Source organism: Corallococcus sp. AB032C (assembly GCF_003668935.1).
Taxonomy (GTDB): domain Bacteria; phylum Myxococcota; class Myxococcia; order Myxococcales; family Myxococcaceae; genus Corallococcus; species Corallococcus exiguus.
The window spans coordinates 40282-56133 of record NZ_RAWP01000041.1 but is presented as its reverse complement, the minus strand read 5'-3'; the positions used below and the strand labels follow the sequence as shown (position 1 = coordinate 56133).

The window sequence follows — 15852 nt, the reverse complement described above, 5'->3', positions numbered from 1 at the left end:
GGGAGCGGGCCTCACTGGAAGATGCTGGGGCAGGTGGTGCCGCCCGCGGCGCTGGCCGGGCAGAGGTTGGCGCCGATGAGGAGCTCGCGCGGGATCTGCAGGTGGTCCATGAACTCGTTGCAGACGGCCTTGCGCAGATCCAGGTCGGAGATGTGCGAGATGATGGCGGCGGCGGGGACCGCCAGCGAGAACTGGGACTGATCGCCCAGCACCAGCTGGGTGTACTGGAAGATGCCCGGCTTCGCGGGGTCGGTGTCGTAGTACGCGGAGACGATGTCGCGCTGCAGCTGGGCCTCCTGGCCGGTGGAGCGGCCCGCCTGGTAGAGCGCGGTCGCCAGCAGCGTGCCCACCTGGTACTCGGCGCCGTCGGCGGAGAAGGTGCCCACGTCCTGCTGCTGCACGCGGGCGTACAGGAGCGCGCTCATGCAGCGGTCTCCGCGCGACAGATCTCTCGCGTCCGTCACCCCGGCGAAGGGGCCGCCGTCGAACGAGGTCGACATGAAGCGGGGGTCACACCCGCTGACGCTGCGGCAGGTGGCGCCGTAGGCGTGGTAGTCCGCCAGTCCCTCGTCGAAGGACTTGAGCACGTTGGCGCCCTGGCTGGGGTTCCCCGCGGACCAGTTGGACAACGCCACGGGCAGGGACTGCCCGGCGTACGCCAGCCGGTTGAACACCAGGTGCGAATACTCGTGCGCCATCACCGCCGCGTTGAGGGGCAGGGGCGCGCGCTGGATCTGATCGAACGGCAGCACCATGAACGACTGGAGCACCGGGTAGAAGATGGCGTTGTCGCGCGCCGGCTCCTTGCTCACCTGCGCCTGGATGAACTCAGGGAAGTAGTAGAGCGTCGGCGTGGGCTCGAAGGAGACGACCTTCACGTTGGCGACGGTGCGGAAGTACTCGTTGGCGCGCTCGAGGTTGTAATACGAGGTCACCATGTTCCAGGAGTGGAAGTCCGCGGGCCAGAGGACGTCATCGCCCGTCTTCTCGTCCTTCTGGCTGATGTAGCTGGCCTTCACGTCGTGGCCGGACTTCTTGAGCAGCACTTCCGCGACGTTGTCCGCGGTGGCGTTCTGGAGCGCGGGGTCGTTCACGTCGATGACGATGCGCGCACCGCCCTGGAGGTCGCCGACGGTGCCCTTCAGGCCGACGACGTCCTCGATGGTGGTGAGTTCGACCTGCGTGGGGACGTACTGGCCATTGCTGGAGCGGGACAGGACGGAGACCTTGACGGGGGCCTCGCTGTCCGGCGCGCAGCCCGTGGCCAGGGCCAGCCCGACGGCGGCGGTGGTGACTGTTCGGAGCATGACGCCGTTTTACTCCGGACCGCTCAGAACGTGTATTCCCCTCCGAGTGTGAGCAGGCCGGAGGTGTCCACGGGGAGGTCCACCGGCACGTCCCGCTGGAGGGCCACGGAGGCCCACAGCCGCACCGCGTCGCCCAGGCGGACCGTCCACCGGGTGGCCACCACGTGCGCCACGCCCTCACCCGGCACGTACCGGGTGAAGGCGTAGGACAGCTGGCCCCGGAGGGCGGGGGTGAGGCGCCAGGAGAGGGACGGCCTCAGGTCCCAGCGGACCGGGGCGGAGGGGAAGCCGGTGGTGGCGTTGACCTCGCCCAGGCGCCGCGCCACGGCCGCGCCCAGGTCGCGCAGCTGGCGGCGGCGCAGTCCCGCCAGGGCCTTGCGGGCGGCCACCCGGCTTTCGAGCTGGGCCTCCAGCTGGTTCGTCTCCGCGTCGGTGAACTGGCCCGCGGTGAGCGGGTCCTCGCTGTAGAAGGCAAAAGCCCCGCGCAGCCCCAGCTCCCACTGGCCCTTCCAGAGGACCCGCGCCCCCAGCGTGGGGCGGGCCGACCAGAGGATGTCCTCCTGGGCGTAGCGCTCCGTGGCGGCGCCGTCGGAGACGGTGAGCAGCTGGCGGCGCAGCGGGTTGCGGCTGACGCCCACGCCCGCGTCCAGGCCGTACTCCCAGGTGCCGAAGCCCGCCGAGTCCCAGGCCGCGCCCAGCTGCACCGCCTGGCTGCCGGAGCCCGTCCGGGCGGTGAGGCCGGGGACGTTGAGGCGGGGGCGCTCCTGGGTCAGCTCCGTGTCCGAGGCCTTGGACAGGCCCAGGCTGACGACGCCGGAGAGGAGCCAGTGTTCGCCCGCCAGGTGGTCCATGCCCAGGGAGAGTTGATGGGTGGCCGCGGTGCCGGATTCCGGACGCACGCCGGTGTAGCCCAGCGTGACGAAGGTCGCTTCCCCCACGCCCACGTCGCCCAGCAGGCTCCACAGGGCATAGCCGTGGCCGCCGCTCGCTTCGAGCGTGACGGAGCTGTCCGCCACTTCCGCCCCTGCGCTTCGCGCCCCCAACAGCGCCAGCAGCACCCACCCCGCGCGCACGCACGGGGGCATGCCCTTGGGCCGGCGGCGGGTCTCCAGGTCCCCCTGCATGGGGGCTTCAACCCGGGATCCAATTCCCGGTTGCGGGGACGTGCGCGCCTGCCTGCTCATGCGCCCGTCTTCCGAGGGAGATGACGGTGAAAACACGGGGGCTTTCGGGCCATGGATTCCTTGACGCGTCGTTTCCACGATCCGCTATGGTGCCCGGCCTTCCTTCCCGAACCAAACGCAGGCGGTCTCCATGGCGGTCCCGTTCATTTCAGAGGTCAAGCGTACCCACACGTGCGGTCAGCTCACGGCCGCGAACGTTGGCGAAGAAGTGGTCCTCTTCGGCTGGGTGCACAACCGCCGCGACCATGGCGGCGCGGTGTTCATCGACCTGCGGGACCGCGAAGGGCTCACCCAGGTGGTGTTCGAGCCGGACAGCAAGGATGCCCACGAGACGGCCGGCCACCTGCGCCTGGAGTACTGCGTCGGCATCAAGGGCAAGGTGCTGTCGCGCGGCAAGAACGTGAACCCGAAGATGAAGACGGGCGAGATCGAGGTGAAGGCCTCGGACCTGACCATCTTCAACCGCTCGGAGCCCACGCCGTTCCTCATCGAGGACAACGTGGAGACGTCCGAGGAGAAGCGCCTGGCGCACCGCTACCTGGACCTGCGCCGCGGGCCGCTCCAGAAGACGCTGATGACGCGCTCGAAGATGAACACGCTGGCGCGCTCGTACATGGCGGGCAACGGCTTCCTGGAGCTGGAGACGCCCTTCATGGGCAAGTACACGCCGGGCGGCGCGCGTAACTTCCTGGTCCCCAGCCGCCTCAACCCGGGCAAGTTCTACGCGCTGGCGGAGAGCCCGCAGCTGTACAAGCAGCTGTTCATGGTCGCGGGCTTCGACCGGTACTTCCAGATCGTGAAGTGCTTCCGCGACGAAGACCTGCGCGTGGACCGGCAGCCGGAGTTCACGCAGATCGACGTGGAGATGAGCTTCGTCACCCAGGACGACATCTTCACCATCATCGAGGGCCTGCTGAAGAAGCTGTGGGGCGAGGTGCTGGGCATCGACATCCCGACGCCCTTCATGCGCATGGACTTCTACGAGTCCATGGCGAAGTACGGCAACGACAAGCCGGACCTGCGCTTCGGGCTGGAGCACGTGGTGCTCACGGACGTCATCCGCGAGCACGGCGCCGCGGGCGGCGTGCCCATGATGTGGGACGCGGTGCAGGACAAGGGCATCGTCAAGGCGATGGTCGTCCCGGCGGAGAAGGCGCTGTCCCGCGCGGAGAGCGACAAGCTGGAGGACTTCGCGAAGCAGGCGGGCGCCAAGGGCCTGGCTCGCGCGAAGGTGGGCGAGGGCGGTGAGTGGACCCAGTCCCCGCTGTCCAAGACGATTACCCCGGCGCTGCGGCTGGCCATCAACCAGGCCGTGAACGCGAAGACGGGCGACCTCATCCTGTTCCAGTTCGGCCGCGAGTCGCTGGTGCACACGGTGATGGCGAACCTGCGCGTGCACGTGGCGAAGAAGCTGGGCCTCATCCCCGAGTACGGCAGCGGCGGCCAGTGGAAGTTCCTCTGGGTCGTGAACCCGCCCCTCTTCGAGTACGACGAGGAGACGAACACCTGGGCGGCGGCGCACCACGCCTTCACCCGTCCGCACGACGAGGACGTGCAGTACCTGGGGACCGACCCCGGCCGCGTGAAGTGCCACCGCTACGACGTGGTGCTCAACGGCTTCGAGATTGGCGGCGGCTCCATCCGCCTGCATGACCCGAAGGTGCAGAGCGAGGTGTTCAAGGCGCTGGGCATCCAGGAGGAGGAGGCGCGCGTGAAGTTCGGCTTCCTGCTGGACGCGCTCAAGTTCGGCGCGCCCCCGCACGGCGGCATCGCGCTGGGCATGGACCGCCTGGTGATGCTGCTCACCGGCGCGGAGTCCCTGCGCGACGTGATTCCGTTCCCCAAGACGAAGACGGGCACGGACACGATGACGGGCGCTCCCGGCGACGTGGACGAGAAGCAGCTGCGTGAGCTGCACGTGCGCTCGGTGCCGCTGCCGCAGAAGTAGTCCGTCACGTCCCGCCGGGAGGTGGACACTCCCGGCTTGCTGCTTCGTTGCTCGCCGCACCCCGGGCCGTTCGAAGGGCCCGGGGCAGTGGCTGGAAGCCGACGGACAGCCCCCCGGCACGGCTGGACATCCCGGTGGCCATGGCCATTGGGGACCCGTGGCGTGCGAGGGGGAGGGCGCGATGCGGGGACGGGCGTTCGGGGCCTGGATGCTGTCGTGGGCCCTGCTGTGCGCGGGGCCGGCCTTCGCGGCCGAGACGACGAAGATGCCCCCGGGCCTCACCGGTGGCTGGGGCGGGGCGCGCGGGCTTCTCTACGAATTGGGTGTGGCGCTCCAGGTCCGCTACGTGACGGAGCTCGCCTTCAACGCGCGCGGTGGCAAGGGCCATGCGCTGCGGCAGGCGGGCCAGCTCAACGTGGGGCTGGGTCTGGACATGGAGAAGCTGGCCGGGCTCAAGGGCGGCACCTTCCAGTTCACGTTCACGTACCGCAATGGCAACAACCTGAACGCGGACATGGAGCTGGGGAACCTCCAGCTGGTGCAGGAGGTGTATGGGCGCGGCAACGTGGGGCGCCTCACTCAGCTCTGGTGGGATCAGCTCTTCTTCGGCGAACAGGTGCACCTGAAGCTGGGGCGCATGACGGTGGGCGAGGACACGGCGGACTTCCCCTGCGACTTCCAGAACCTGTCCTTCTGCGGCGCGCAGCCCGGCAACATCGTGGGCAACTACTGGTTCAACTGGCCGGTGAGCCAGTGGGCCACGCGGCTGCGCGTGGACCTGGCGAAGGTGGCGTACGTGCAGCTGGCCGCTTACGAGATGAACCCTCGCAACCTGGAGGAGGCCTTCTATCTGGGGCGCTTCAACGGGGCGACGGGCGTGATGTTGCCCCTGGAGCTGGGCTGGAACCCGAAGTTCCACGGCGACCTGCTGGAGGGGCTCTACAAGGTGGGCGTCTGGTACGACACGTCCAACGCGCCGGACGTGTTGCTGGCCGGCGTGGAGCGCGAAGGGAGATACGGCATCTACTTCGTCGCGCGTCAGCAGCTCACGCACGTGGCGGGCTCGGAGAACGAGGCGCAGGGCCTCAACGTCTTCGTCCGCCTGACGCACACGGACCTGGACACCTCCACGCAGGACGGCCAGTACACTCTGGGCCTGGGCTACACGGGCGTGTTCGGCCGGGCGGATGACGACGTGGGCTTCGCGCTGGGCGCCACGCACACCAACGGGCGCTACGTCACCGCGCAGCGGCAGAAGCAGGCGCAGGACCCCGACACGCCCATCCCTCGCACGGAGTACCTGGGCGAGCTGTACTACAGCCTCCATGCGACGCCGTGGCTCGTGCTGCGGCCCAACTTCCAATACATCCGCCCCGGCGGTGACGAGGACGCGCGCAACATCATCGTCCTGGGCCTCAAGGGGGCGCTCACCCTGTAGGGCATGTGGGGAGAGGGCCCCCTTTCCGTGCCGCTTCGCGGGTGGCCTAGAGTGGGGCCATGGCCTTGTCACCCTCGTGGGATGCGTGGCTGTCGGAGAACCTGCTGCGGGGCGTGCCTGAGGAGGCGCTGGCCCAGGCACTGGTCGCCGGAGGGGTGGCCCCGGAGGAGGCTCATTCGGAGGTGGCTCGCGCGCGGCGGCACCCGGCGGTGGAGGCCGGTGGCTCGCGCGGGGCGCTGGGGGCGGAGGTGGTGTCGCTCCTGGGCGTGCGCGCGGCGCTGCATGCGCAGTCCCGCCGGACGGTGGAGCGGCGGCGGGGCGTGTCCGCGGAGGAGTTCCAGGCCCGCTACTACCGCGCGCACCGGCCCGTCGTCCTGGAGGACTTCCTGGAGGGCTGGCCGTTGTTGGAGCGCTGGCGGCCGGAAGCGCTGGCGCGGGACTACGGCGACGTGGATGTGGAGGTCATGGCGGGCCGCGAAGCCCGCGTGGACCATGACGTGTCACCGGATGCGTGCCGCACGGTGATGCGCCTGGGCGACTTCCTCCGCCGGCTGGAGCACGGCGGGCCGTCCAACGACCTGTACCTCACCGCGCGCAACTTCGCGCTGGAGCGGCCGGAGCTGCGGGGGCTGCTGGAGGACCTGCGGCCGGCCCCGGGCTTCGTGTACCCGAAGCGGCAGCACGGGAGCATCAAGCTGTGGGTGGGGCCCGCGGGCACGCACACGGCGCTGCACCATGACGTGGACTCGGTGCTGTTCTGCCAGGTCCACGGGCGCAAGCGCTTCTGGTTGGTGCCGTCGTTCGAGACGCCTCGCCTGTACAACCGCGAGCACGTGTGGAGCCCGGTGGACGCGGCGGCGCCGGACCTGGAGCGCTTCCCGGACTTCGCCACCGCGCACGTGCACGAGGTGGTGGTGGGCCCGGGGGAGATGCTCTTCATCCCCGTGGGCTGGTGGCACCAGGTGCTCGCGCTGGACGTGAGCGTGTCGCTGACGTTCCAGTCGCTGGAGGTGCCGGGCGGAAACGCGCGGTGGCACACCTTCGGTTGAGGTGTGCCCGCCGCTTCAATGGCTTCACGTCAGCCGTTGAGGTTTTCGTCCTTCGGCGTTTCAGGAAGGGGCGGTGTGGACGGCGGCGGCGTGGGCGATGGTGTTTCAGGCGTCCGCTTCCGGCTGAGGTCCTCCTGCGCGGGATCACAAGGGGGATTGGGGTTCGGGACGATCTTGTATGAGTTCTCGGGAGGCGTCATGGAGTCCGCTCGGGGTGGATGTGAACGACCCAAATGGTTCAGCCCGATTCAAGGGGGCTGGCGATGACGTCTTCCCTCCCCCCTGTATGGAGAACGTGGCTCGCGGAGAACCTTGCGCGTGGGGTGCCTTCCGAGAGCCTCGTGGCCCGTCTGGAGACGGCTGGAATCGCGCCAGAGGTTGTCTGGGAAACGATTCGGGCCGCGGAGATACATCCGGCGGTGATGCGGGCACGTGAATTCACGACACGTCTTGGATTGCTTGAATCACTGCTGGAGACACGGTCGGTGTCGCGACGGCAGGCATTGCCCTCGCCGCGCGTGGAGCGGCGGTCCCGGCTGGCGCCAGCGGAATTCTTCACGGATTACTACCGGCGCAACCGGCCGGTTGTCATTGAAGGCTTGATGGAGGACTGGCCGGCGCGGACGCGGTGGACGCCCGCGTGGATGGCCGAGCGTTTCGGTGACGAGACGGTGGAGGTGATGGCGGGGCGCGATGCCCAGGAGCTGCCGGACCTGCACGCGGACCGGTTGCGCCGGGATGTGCCGCTGCGGGAATTGCTGGCGCGGTTCGACGGTGCGCCGGCGAACGACATGTATCTGGTGGCTCGGAACAGCCTGCTGTTGCGTGACGCGTTCCGGCCGCTGCTGGAGGACCTGCGTGCGCCGGAGGGATACATCCATCCGGACCTGCATGGGCCCGACCGCGTGCACCTGTGGCTGGGGCCGGCGGGGACGCTGTCCAACCTGCATCATGATCACCTCAACGTCCTTTTCTGCCAGGTGTGGGGGCGCAAGCAGGTGTGGCTGGCGCCGTCGTGGGAGACGCCGTGGATGTCCAACGTGCGTGGCTTCTACAGCGCGGTGGACGTGCTGGCGCCGGACCTGGAGCGCTTCCCGGACTTCGCCCGGGTGGCGTTGCACACGGTGGAGGTGGGGCCGGGGGATACGCTCTTCATCCCGGTGGGGTGGTGGCACGCGCTGCGGGCAGTGGAGCCGAGCCTGTCGGTGACGTTCGTGAGCTTCGAAGAGACACCTGGGATGAACACCTGCTGGCGGGAGGGCTGGCTGGGCGCCACGCCTCCGGAGGAGCACCGATGAGAGCTTCGCGTGAAGTGGAGGCGGGGACTTCGCCGCTGACACCCGAGTGGCGGCGGTGGCTGGTGGAGAACCTGGTGCGCGGTGCGTCGCCGAAGGAGTTGGTGGCGTCGCTGGAGAAGGCGGGTGTTGCTCCGGAGCAGGCGCGGCGGGCGGTGGAGGTGGAGCAGCAGGAGCCCTTCGTCGCGGGCGCGCTGCGTGCGGTGGGCATGCAGCGGAAGCTGGAGGGGCTGCTGGACGTGTACGCGGAGCTGTTCCAGCAGACGGAGGGACCGCCGCGCGTGGACCGGCATGACGCGCTGACGCCCGCCGCGTTCTTCGAGCGCTACTACTTCGACAACCTGCCCGTGGTGCTGCGCGCGGAATGGAGCGCGTCGCTGGAGCCGGAGGCCTGGAGCCCCGGGAACGTGGCCGCGTTGTTGGGCGAGCGCGAGGCGAGACACGCGTGCTGCGTGCCCCTGTTCGAGGACTCGCGGCTGGAACGCCTGGCCCGGGGGCTGACGCCGCTTCGGGGCTTCACGGCGGAGGACGCTCGTGCGTGCGAGCCTCGCCTGTGGTGGGAGCCGCCCGGCGCGGAAGTGCCCCTGCGCGCGGCGCGGCGCAACGTGCTGCTGGCGCAGGTGCACGGGGAGCGGCGGCTCCAGCTCGTTCCGGCCTTTGAGTTGCGGCGGGTGGCCCTGGCTTCGCCGGGGCCTGACGACGCACCCCTGCGCCTGGACGTGACGCTGTCGCCGGGAGAGTGCCTGCTGCTGCCGGTGGGCTGGTGGTACGGCTTCAGCGCTCCCGGGGGCGGCGTCGCTGTCTCGTTCGAGGCCTTCGCGCTGCCGGAACCGAACGTGACCTGGGACGCCGACGCGGAGCCCCAGCCTTCGCCGCTGCCTCCTCGCGACTGAGGGTCGCGGGCGCTACTGATACAGCAGCACCTTGTCCACCCAGCGCATGTTGGGTTGCTTCTTGTGCCAGTCGAGGCGCTCGGCGCGCAGCGCCTGGGAGGGCTCCTCGCCGGACTGGATGCGCTCGCGCACCGCGCGGAAGAAGGCGCCCGCGTCGTTGGGGATCTCCGCCGTGGCGGCGAAGACAGCCCGCGCTCCCGAGGCGACGAACGCCTGCGGCAGCGATGACGTCTCATGCAGGATGGGCGGGAGGCGGGCCGCGCTGCATGCGCCCAGCACCACCAGGGGAGCGCCATGCAGATGCCGGCGGCGCAGCTCCTCCGCGGTGAGCGCATATCGGCCATCCTGCTGCGGCGACAGCGCGATGACCGTGGCGTCCGACAACGCGCGGTCCACCACGCCGTGCGCGTGGATGTCGATGTCCGTGGCCTGCTCCATCGCCTCCAGCACGCGCTCGGGCGTGGCCTGCGCGCCCTTGAGCCGCAGGAGCCGCTGCGCACCCGCCAGGTCCACGTCCGCCGCCGAGGGCAGCCGCGCCAGCTTCAGCGTCAGGGGTGGCTCCACATCCGACACCACGACGTGCAGGGGCGGCTTCGCGGGGGACGGCGCGTGCGCGCCCGTGCTGACCCGATAGCTCCAGGCCAGGTCCACCGGGAGGAGGCCCGCGCGGCTGTCCAGGGGCGGCGCGGCCAGCACCGCCACGCGGGGGCAGTCGCGCAGCAACTCCACCAGCTCGCCGGGCACCAGCCCCGTCAGGTCATCGCGCAGGGGCACCGTGCGCGATGCGTCATAGTGGCCCTGCACCTGTCCCCGCGGCCCGCGCACCACCGTCACGGTGCGCTCCGCCTCCACCGCCGCCGCCAGTACGCAGCCCTCCGGCACGGGCACCTGGAGGCCTTCGGCCACCACGTCCATGGCCTCCCGGAAGGCCCCGGCGTGGCCCGCGCTCACCGCGAGCGTCTGGAAGGCCACCGCCCTTGCGTCGCGCGCATCCGCGTTCACCCGCAGGAGCGGCTCCGCCTCCGCGATGGTCTGCCGCAGCACTCGCTGGCCCTCGCGCCAGTCGCGGTCCACCGCGAACCGGCCTCGAATGAGTGTGGCCAGCACGCGCCGCCCCGCGTTCTCGCGAAGCGGACTCACCCGTGCCAGCTCCGCCATCAGGAGTGCCTCGTCGGACGGCCGGGGCGCCAGCCGCGCCAGGTCCGCGAGGATCCACGCGCCCTGGAGCCCGGGCGTCTGGCCGCACGCGAGCGATTCCTCCAGCTCCTGCCGCGCCTCCTGCGGACGGAAGCGCATCAGCGCCAGCGAGGCCAGGTTGCGGTGCGCCTGCGTGCGCGCCATGCAGTTGTCGGGCTGACGGGCCAGGGACTCGGTGAGATAGGCCCGGGAGAGCGCCACCCGTACCTGGAAGCGCGTCGCGTTGGCCAGCATCACCAGCGCCTGTCCCTCGCGTTCCCATTCGCCCAGCGCGGCGGCCTCCTGCCATGCGGCCCTCGCGGACTCCTCGCCTTCCACCAGCCGGTTCGACGCGGTCGCGCGGCTGCTCAACCGGATGAGCAGATCCACGCAGCGCAGGGGCAGCTTCTTCGCGCGGCACTCGCCCAGCGCCTCCCGCAACCGGTCCCCGGCCTGCGTCCCCTGGCCCGACAGGTCGTCCAGCCGCGCGCTCTCCTGCGCCACGCGCGAGAGGATCCAGGGATCCGTTTCGCCCACCGTCAGGGCGCGAAGCTCCTCGTGCGTGCGGGCCACGCCCGGCGTGCGCAGCAGCGCGCCCAGGAGCAGGTCCTTCGCCGTGGGCTCCTGGCGCAGCCGTTCGATGAGGTTCGCGGGGGTGGGGTGCGTGTCCTGAACCAGCTTCGCGTACTCCCGCGCGAGCGGCGCCCGGCGCGCGAAGTCCAGCACCGCCATCCGCCGCACGGTGTCCTCCAGCACGCTGCCCCCGCCGGCCGCGTGGTCCAGCACCCCCGCGAGTGGCAGCAGGGCCTCCACCTGAGCGGAGCTCTCCGAGCTGGCCAGCAGCTCGTAGAACGACTCGCGAGCCATCCCCGGGAAGCGGGCCGCGAACTCCACCGGCAGGGGCGCCTGGGGCGAGCGCAGCCGGGCGTGGAAGGCCTCGCGCGTGGCCTTCCAGGCATCCGCCCGGGCCTGGAACCGGGCGCGCAGCGTTCGTGCCTGCTCGCGCGCCTCGTCGCTCCAGCCGGGCTCGCCCTTCACGGCCACCGCTTCGAATGCCGTGGCGGAGAGGAGCGTCAGCCCCAGCTCGCGCGCCACCACGGCGCGGTTCCAGCGCGCCTGCGGGTGCTCGGGCATGGCCTCCAGCGTGGCATCCAGCAGGGTCAAGGCTTCGTCGGAGTGGCCGCGCAGGATGGCGACGGCGGCCAGGTCACTGTCGCGGTCCAGCGAGGGCGACGCGCGCTTCAGGTACGCGAGCCCCTGCTCCGTGTCGCCATGCAGCAGGTAGCTGACGCCCACGCCGTGCGCGTCGCCGCGCTCCTCCAGGCTGGACAGCGCGCCCAGGGGCACCGGCGGGGCCAGCGCGTCTCGTCCCCGCGGGGGCGCATGGGGGCGGTACACGTCCGCGGCGGGGAGGCTCAGCCGCACCTCCAGGGGACGGTGGGTCGCGTCCGAGAGCCACAGCGCGGGCGTCTCCGGCCCGGCGCCTCGCTGCTTCCAGACGCGCACGGCGACGAAGCCCAGCGCCATGCAGAGCGCCAGGGCCACGAGTCCCCAGACGCGCGCCACGCCTGTGCGCCCCGGAAGGCGCGTGCCTCGGGGCGTTTGCCGCTTGCCAGCCATCCGGGGCCTCCCGCGTGCCCCCGCACCATCTCCGCGGGTCCTGCGGGGCCCAGTCTAGGGCCAATGCCCCCAGGCATGACAGACCTGGGGGCGAGGAGGTGTCCGGAGGTGTGAGGCCTACTCCACCTTCAGGGGGGGACGCGTGGCCTCCACGACCCGGTGGATGGGGTACAGCTCGCCCACCGTGAGGCTCTCATCCAGGAACTGCCAGCGGCAGAAGCCGTCGTCCGAGTGCGGCTCCAGCAGGTAGGTGATGAGCGTGCCCGTGCGCTGGTCGGTGGGGACCTTGAGGGTTCCGGCGGGGAACTCGCGCTCGGAGCGCTCGGGGGCCACGGTGAGGATGGTCTCGAAGCGCACCGGCTTGGGCCTCTGGCTCAAGGGGACTTCGTCCTGGCCAGGGGGCGGCACGTTGGCGGCGACGTCCGGGCTGAAGGTCTGCTCGCGGCGGGCGATGCGGTAGCTGTCCACCTGGAAGCGCGCCGCCTTGGCCAGCTTCTCGAAGCGGATGCCGTGGCCTTCCAGCCGGGACGCGAGCGACGCGGGCACCAGGTACGCGGACGGCGTGCTCACCGACTGCGTGGGCACGAAGGTGCGGTAGTGCGGCGTCTTGTAGATCTTCTTGCGCTTGCCCGGGTAGCGGCGCGCCTGGATGCTGGCCTCGTCGAAGGAGTTGATGGCCGCGATGTCCTTGCCCAGCACGTAGGCCGGGTAGTCGAACACCAGCGCTCCTTCCGCGTCGCGCTGGGCGACGCCGAAGTTGATGCCCACCCATTCCTTCGCGTCGGGGGTCTTGCCGCGCGCGATGATGGCGGCCTCCTCGAACCCGGTCGCGGCGCGGTACTGCTTGGCGTAGCGGGCGGCGTCGCGGATGAGCTCCAGCACCCACGCGCGGATGACGGCGCAGCGGCGGGGGAAGTCGATGTAGCTGTAGGTCTCCAGCAGCACGTCCAGCCGGCCCAGCAGGCCCCGGTAGTGGCTGCCGAAGCGGGGCAGTGCGGGGTAGGTGTGCCAGCCGGAGGTGGGGTCGCCTTCCTTGAGGAAGTTGCCGTACCAGAAGCTGTCGAAGCCGTGCTTCTTCTTCACGGCGGCGGACACGCGCTCGGCCAGCTCGCGGTTGGCGCCGCGCGAGGTGTGCATGAGGTCCGCGTTGCCGTGCGGGATGTCGAAGGTGAGGTCGAACCCGTGGATGCTGCCGTCGGTGGTGTGGCAGTCCACGAACAGGTGCGGCCACCACGTCTGGTACAGCTTCGCCATGGCGCGCGTCTCCGGCGCCTCCTGCTTCATGTTGTCGCGGTTGAGGTTCCAGCCCTCGCCCGTGTAGCGCATGCCCACGCCACCGGGCGGGTTGACCTGGCCCTCCAGGTTCTTCAAATCCAGCGCGCGGTTGCCCTTGCTGATGCGATCATTGCCGTCCGGGTTGAAGTTGGGGACGAACACGAGGCACAGCCGGTCCAACAGCTTCTTGCCCAGCGACGTGAGCGTGAGGTCACGCGCGAGCGCCTGGAGGGTCTCCTTGCCCTCCACCTCACCGGCGTGGATGTTGGCCTCCACCATCACGATGATCTTCTTCTGCTTGTTCGCCAGCTCCGGCGTGAAGCAGTTGCGGTCGCTCAGGATGAGCGCCATGAGCGGCTGGCCTTCACCGCTCTGGCCGAAGTCCACGCGCTTGGCGAGCTTGGTCTGGGCACACAGGGCGTCGACGAAGGCGACCACGTCGGCGCTGCGGGACGTTTCCTGGTAGTCGGTGGCTTCCGCGCGGGTGAGCAGCTTGGGAGTGGGCATAGGTGCCGCGCATCCGAGCGCTCCGGCCCTGCCGCGTCAAGCACGCGCGATAGGGGGCCGTCTTGCCGCGCCGTGGCGGTGTCCCATATGAAACCCCGACGAAATTGTGCAGTGGAGGGGGCCTCATGATGCGCAGTGATCAGCGGCACGTCTGGGGCGTGTTGTTGGCGGGCGCCGCGGCGCTGTCTGGCGCCGGCTGCAAGAAGGAGCAGCCCGCGACGGTGGACGCCGGCGTGGCGGCCGTGGCCGTGGTGGACGCGGGCACCCGGGGCGTGGACGCGGGGACGGTGGCGAACGGGGGGAAGCCGCTGCGCTTCTCGAACGTGGGGCTCCAGCGCGCGGAAGACGGCAGAGTGACCGTGACCTACACGCTCACCAACCCAGGCACGGCGCAGGCGCGCGAGAAGGTGTGCCTGATGCTGCTCGACGCACATGAGCTGGCCATCGAGGTCGGGGGGCTGGGGAGCATCACCGTGAAGGGCGGGTTGGAGGACACGTTCGAGGACCGGGCGTACGTGGACGACCTGAAGTGGAACCAGGTCCGCTCCTTGAGGCTCTTCACGACGGCGGCCAACGACTACTGCTCCGACACGCCCATCAAGCCTGCCAGTGAGCCCTTCCGGATGCTCCCGACGGGAGCCCCCGCGCCCGCGGACCTACCGCTGCCCGATCCACCCCCGGCGTCGCTGGCGGAGGACTTCGAGGTGTCCGGCCTCCAGCTGCGCCAGGCCGGGACTCCGGAGGGCCCCTCCCTCACCTTCACGGTGAAGAACGTGAGTGACCACCGGGCCTCGGGGGCGGGATGCCTGCGGGCCTACGCGCAAGAGGGCTCACGCGCTTTGGAAGAGGTCGAGGTCGGGGAGTTCGATCTGGCCCCGAAGGCTTCGTCGACCCAGACGGCCCCCGTCGCCTTTCATCGCGCCAGACACTGGGAGGAGGCGACGGTGCTGCGCTTCTTCGTGGGCCCCTATGGCTGCGTGATGTCGGAAGGGGCAGGCGGCCCGGGCCATCCCGTCCCCCTCCCGGAGAAGTCCGGCAGCGAAGAGGTTCATCATGATGCGGAGTGATTGGCCGGTGCGGATCCTGTGCGTGCTGCTCCTGTGCGGCGCGGGGGTGTCCGGGTGCAAGAAGGAACAGCCCCAGGCGAGCGCGCCGGTGGACGCGGGCGTGGTGGCCACGGCCCAGGCGGGGGTCCCGGAAACGAAGCCGGTGGCGAAGGTGGCGAAGCCGCTGAAGTTCTCCGGCGTGACGCTCAAGCGGGACCCGTACTTCGTGAACGTCACGTACACGCTCACCAACCCCGGGACGGCGCAGGGACGTGGGGAGTCCTGCCTGGCGCTGCTCGACGAGATGGGCTTCGTCACCTACGAGCGGAACCTGGGAAGCATCACCGTGAAGGGCGGCACGGACGACGTCTTCAACGACAACGTCTACCTGCCGGAGGAGAACTGGGATTCGGTCCTGACGGTGCTGCTGTACACGGTCAAGGGGGGGCGCTGCGAGGGGGCCGACTTCCAGGCGGCCAGCGAGCCGTTGCGACTGCGTGCCACGGGAGAGCCCGCCTCCGCGGACGCGCCGGCCCCCCGACGGCCAGGACGACTGGAGCCGGGAGAAATGGAGCTGTCCGGCCTCAAGCTGTGGCAGGGAGGCGAAGGCGACGAGTACCAACTCCGATACACGCTGAAGAACGTGAGCAGGCGGCGCATCAATGCCCAGGTTTGCGTCCAGGGGTATGGAACGGACGAGGACGTGAGCGAGGACAGGGCCTCCGTGTTGGCGAACAACCTGAGCATGCACAGCCTGGCACCCGGGGCGACAAAGACCTTCACCGAAAGGGTCGACCTTTCGGACAGCCAGCGCTGGGACGAGGTGGTTGCGCTGGACGTGTTCCTCGATGCGCGGGGATGCGAGTCGAAGCCGGAGAAGGCGCCGGTCCGTCTGCGGTTCGACAAGCCCGCGGCCCTCAAGGCTTCCGACGAGGACGGGTCGCAGCTGGGCGAGAGCGACGCAGACGACCCCGAGGAGGAGGCGGAGGAGAGCACCGCCGAACCCGCCGAGGAGGAGACGGGGATGGACGAGAGCGATGCCTACGACCCCGAGGTGGAGTTCCCCCAGCCGCCACCTGAACCTGACGACGCGTCGGAAGAGACGGCGGATTGA

At 70.2% G+C, this 15852-nt stretch carries 11 protein-coding genes; 7 read left to right on the top strand and 4 right to left on the bottom strand.

Translation table 11 applies throughout. From position 1 onward, the window contains the following. Positions 1–11: 11 nt before the first annotated feature. Together D7X99_RS19780 and D7X99_RS19775 are read right to left on the bottom strand one after the other, a co-directional pair. Positions 12–1307: a hypothetical protein gene (locus D7X99_RS19780; protein WP_121779132.1), complete on the bottom strand. Its 1296-nt coding sequence runs from the start codon at positions 1305–1307 to the stop codon at positions 12–14. A gap of 23 nt (positions 1308–1330) precedes the next feature. Beyond that, complete coding sequence (locus D7X99_RS19775) at positions 1331–2431, bottom strand: hypothetical protein (protein ID WP_121779131.1); 1101 nt, start codon at positions 2429–2431, stop codon at positions 1331–1333. Between the two features lie 190 nt (positions 2432–2621). Between D7X99_RS19775 and aspS the strand changes: the two genes are divergently transcribed. The 5 genes from aspS to D7X99_RS19750 all read left to right on the top strand — a co-directional run bounded on the left by aspS (position 2622) and on the right by D7X99_RS19750 (position 9114). After that, on the top strand, positions 2622–4439 hold the full coding sequence (gene aspS / locus D7X99_RS19770; RefSeq protein ID WP_121779130.1) for an aspartate--tRNA ligase: 1818 nt from the start codon (positions 2622–2624) through the stop codon (positions 4437–4439). A gap of 181 nt (positions 4440–4620) precedes the next feature. Then, complete coding sequence (locus tag D7X99_RS19765) at positions 4621–5877, top strand: carbohydrate porin (protein ID WP_121779129.1); 1257 nt, start codon at positions 4621–4623, stop codon at positions 5875–5877. 59 nt (positions 5878–5936) lie between these two features. Further along, positions 5937–6926 carry a cupin-like domain-containing protein gene (locus tag D7X99_RS19760; protein WP_121779128.1) on the top strand — a complete coding sequence of 330 codons (990 nt, stop codon included), beginning with the start codon at positions 5937–5939 and terminating at the stop codon, positions 6924–6926. 485 nt (positions 6927–7411) lie between these two features. After that, positions 7412–8224 carry a cupin-like domain-containing protein gene (locus D7X99_RS19755; protein ID WP_121779127.1) on the top strand — a complete coding sequence of 271 codons (813 nt, stop codon included), beginning with the start codon at positions 7412–7414 and terminating at the stop codon, positions 8222–8224. Beyond that, positions 8221–9114: a hypothetical protein gene (locus D7X99_RS19750; RefSeq protein WP_147476193.1), complete on the top strand. Its 894-nt coding sequence runs from the start codon at positions 8221–8223 to the stop codon at positions 9112–9114. The genes D7X99_RS19755 and D7X99_RS19750 overlap by 4 nt, the downstream gene beginning before the upstream one ends. Positions 9115–9126: 12 nt before the next feature. Here D7X99_RS19750 and D7X99_RS19745 read toward each other — a convergent pair whose 3' ends face one another. Both D7X99_RS19745 and D7X99_RS19740 read right to left on the bottom strand, forming a co-directional pair. Further along, positions 9127–11910 carry a CHAT domain-containing protein gene (locus D7X99_RS19745; RefSeq protein WP_121779125.1) on the bottom strand — a complete coding sequence of 928 codons (2784 nt, stop codon included), beginning with the start codon at positions 11908–11910 and terminating at the stop codon, positions 9127–9129. Between the two features lie 117 nt (positions 11911–12027). Further along, entirely contained in the window at positions 12028–13692 is a 1665-nt protein-coding gene (locus tag D7X99_RS19740; protein WP_121779124.1) for a M14 family zinc carboxypeptidase, read from the bottom strand. 125 nt (positions 13693–13817) lie between these two features. Between D7X99_RS19740 and D7X99_RS42865 the strand changes: the two genes are divergently transcribed. Together D7X99_RS42865 and D7X99_RS19730 are read left to right on the top strand one after the other, a co-directional pair. Beyond that, positions 13818–14759 carry a hypothetical protein gene (locus D7X99_RS42865; RefSeq protein ID WP_158627037.1) on the top strand — a complete coding sequence of 314 codons (942 nt, stop codon included), beginning with the start codon at positions 13818–13820 and terminating at the stop codon, positions 14757–14759. After that, the gene (locus D7X99_RS19730; RefSeq protein ID WP_147476192.1) at positions 14746–15852 is read left to right on the top strand and encodes a hypothetical protein; all 1107 of its coding nucleotides are present in this window, start codon (positions 14746–14748) and stop codon (positions 15850–15852) included. The genes D7X99_RS42865 and D7X99_RS19730 overlap by 14 nt, the downstream gene beginning before the upstream one ends.